Source organism: Planktothrix sp. FACHB-1355 (assembly GCF_014748295.1).
In the GTDB taxonomy this organism is placed as follows: Bacteria; Cyanobacteriota; Cyanobacteriia; order Cyanobacteriales; family Aerosakkonemataceae; genus Aerosakkonema; species Aerosakkonema funiforme_A.
This window is the reverse complement of sequence record NZ_JACJUP010001119.1, coordinates 1-2,305: the sequence shown is the minus strand read 5'-3', so window position 1 is coordinate 2,305 and position 2,305 is coordinate 1. Positions and strand designations below refer to the sequence as shown.

Annotated in this window: 2 protein-coding genes; both read left to right on the top strand. The window is 47.5% G+C overall.

Features of this window, described 5'->3' with window-relative positions:
- On the top strand, nt 1-1,481 hold a 1,481-nt coding region (pap, locus tag H6S82_RS29695; RefSeq protein ID WP_191057212.1), incomplete at its 5' end, for a polyphosphate:AMP phosphotransferase.
- 102 nt (nt 1,482-1,583) lie between these two features.
- A partial coding sequence (locus tag H6S82_RS29690; RefSeq protein WP_191057211.1) for an ElyC/SanA/YdcF family protein occupies nt 1,584-2,305 on the top strand: 722 nt, incomplete at its 3' end.

The following is a 2,305-nucleotide window of genomic DNA, read 5'->3' as shown; positions in this document are numbered from 1 at the left end:
ATACTCTCGATCTAGACCTTTCCCTCGATAAAACTACTTACCGATCGCAAATCGAAACCTTGATGGAGAATTTGCGATCGCTCCAACAAGCTTGCTGGGAGAAAAAATTGCCCGTCATTGTCGTCCTAGAAGGTTGGGCGGCGGCGGGTAAAGGTGCCTTAGTTAAGAAAATGGTGGGATACATGGACCCGCGTGGGTTTGCAGTCCACCCGATTTGGCCTCCCAGCCCAGAAGAGCAAAAATACCCATTTTTGTGGCGATTTTGGCAGAAGCTACCCGCCCGTGGCAGCATCGGATTTTTCTATCACAGCTGGTACATCCACGTTTTGGAAGACCGCTTGTTTGAACGGGTAAAAGAAGGCGAAGTGCCGATGGTGATGCAGCACATCAATGCGTTTGAGCGACAATTGGTGGATGATGGCGTAGCGATCGCCAAATTTTGGATTCATTTGAGCCAAAAGGAATTGAAGCAGCGACTGAAAAAATACGCTTCCGATTCCCTACAATCCTGGCGGGTGCGCCCCGAAGACTGGCAACAAGAGAAAAATTACGACAAGTACGTCGCTCTAGCTGAAGAAATGCTCGTTCACACCAGCACTGGGCCATCTCCCTGGACATTAGTCGAAGGCGACTGTCAGCGGTGGGCTAAAGTCAAAGTCCTTACCCAACTAAGCGCCACCATTACAGAAGCACTCGATCGACTCCACTATCGAACACCTACACCAATTATCCCGCCCCAGGAGCAACTCAACCCATCCGAACCGAATTTGCTGGCTCAAGTAGACCTAAATCAGAGCTTATCGCGGACGGAGTACAAAAAAGAATTACTGCGAGAACAGGTGCGCTTACGCAAACTACAGCAAAGCATTTACGAACAGCAAATCCCCATTTTAATTTTGTTTGAAGGTTGGGATGCCGCCGGCAAAGGTGGCGCAATCAAACGACTCACCGACGTTCTCGACCCCCGCAGCTACAAGGTTAACGCCTTCGCCGCACCCACAGATGAAGAAAAAGCTCGCCAATATCTGTGGCGATTTTGGCGAAGATTACCCACCGCCGGCACAATTGGCATTTTCGATCGCAGCTGGTACGGTCGAGTATTGGTAGAGCGAGTCGAAGGTTTTGCCACAGAAACCGAATGGCGTCGCGCCTACCAGGAAATCAACGAATTTGAAGCCCAACTCAGCAGCGATGGATATGTCTTGGTCAAGTTTTGGCTCCACATTAGTCAGGAACAACAGCTAGAGCGGTTTCAGGAACGGGAGAACGACTCTTTTAAGCAATATAAACTCACTAGCGAAGATTGGCGCAATCGGGAAAAGTGGCCTTTGTACGAAGTAGCGGTGAATCAGGCAATTCAGCGTACCAGCACGCCCACAGCTCCTTGGACGTTGATTGCAGCGAATGATAAGTACTACGCCCGTGTTAAGGTAATTCAGACTGTTACTGATGCCATTCGGCGCAAGCTGAAAAATCGATAGTAGCTAATTGCAGAGTTGAGATTTCAGATTTCAATTTGAAATTGTCAATCTGCAATCTGCAACTTGTCATCTGAAATTACCGCCTTGTGAGGAAATGCCGCCATGTTTTCAACGCTAACGCAGATTATGCTTGTGGTGTTGATCGGTACTATTACTTGGCAGGCGCTGGTAAAAGGAACTGGTAAAGATGCCAAACCTAGAGACTATTTGGCTTGGGTTGGTTTGGTTCTAATGCTGTTCTTCTTGATTTTGTCGTTTATAACGCCGAACGATCCAGCAGTCACAACATTTGGCAGCATTCTCACTTTTCCGCTAAAACCGCTGGGCTTGTCAATTTTGTTATTGTTTCTAGCATTAACGGGAGAGATTAAAAAGAAAGAAAAAACGATCACCCCCAAGGGAATGAACCAAATTTGGATAGCTTTTCTGATTTTGACAATTTTCAGTTTACCCTTGATGGCTAACTTGCTGGCCAATCGAGTTCAAAATGATGCGATTATTGGCTTTCAAGCAGCTTTGCGGCGTCCGCAAAAAGTTGGGGCGATCGTTTTGTTGGGCCATTCGGCAACTCAGCTGAGTTTGTTGGCTCCCAATCAAATTCAACTCAACGATCAAAGCGATCGCATCCTTCAAACCGTGCAAGAATATCAAAGGCAGCTAGACTTGAACAATTTTGCCAAAATAATTGTCAGTGCTGGCCCTAGATCGGGTTTCGACAATGCCCCCAACCAGTCCAATCGTCCCGAAGCCGACAAGATTGCCGTAACGTTAGAAAGTTTGGGTATCCCGCCACAAGATATCTGGCGCGAACGTACTGGCTTAGA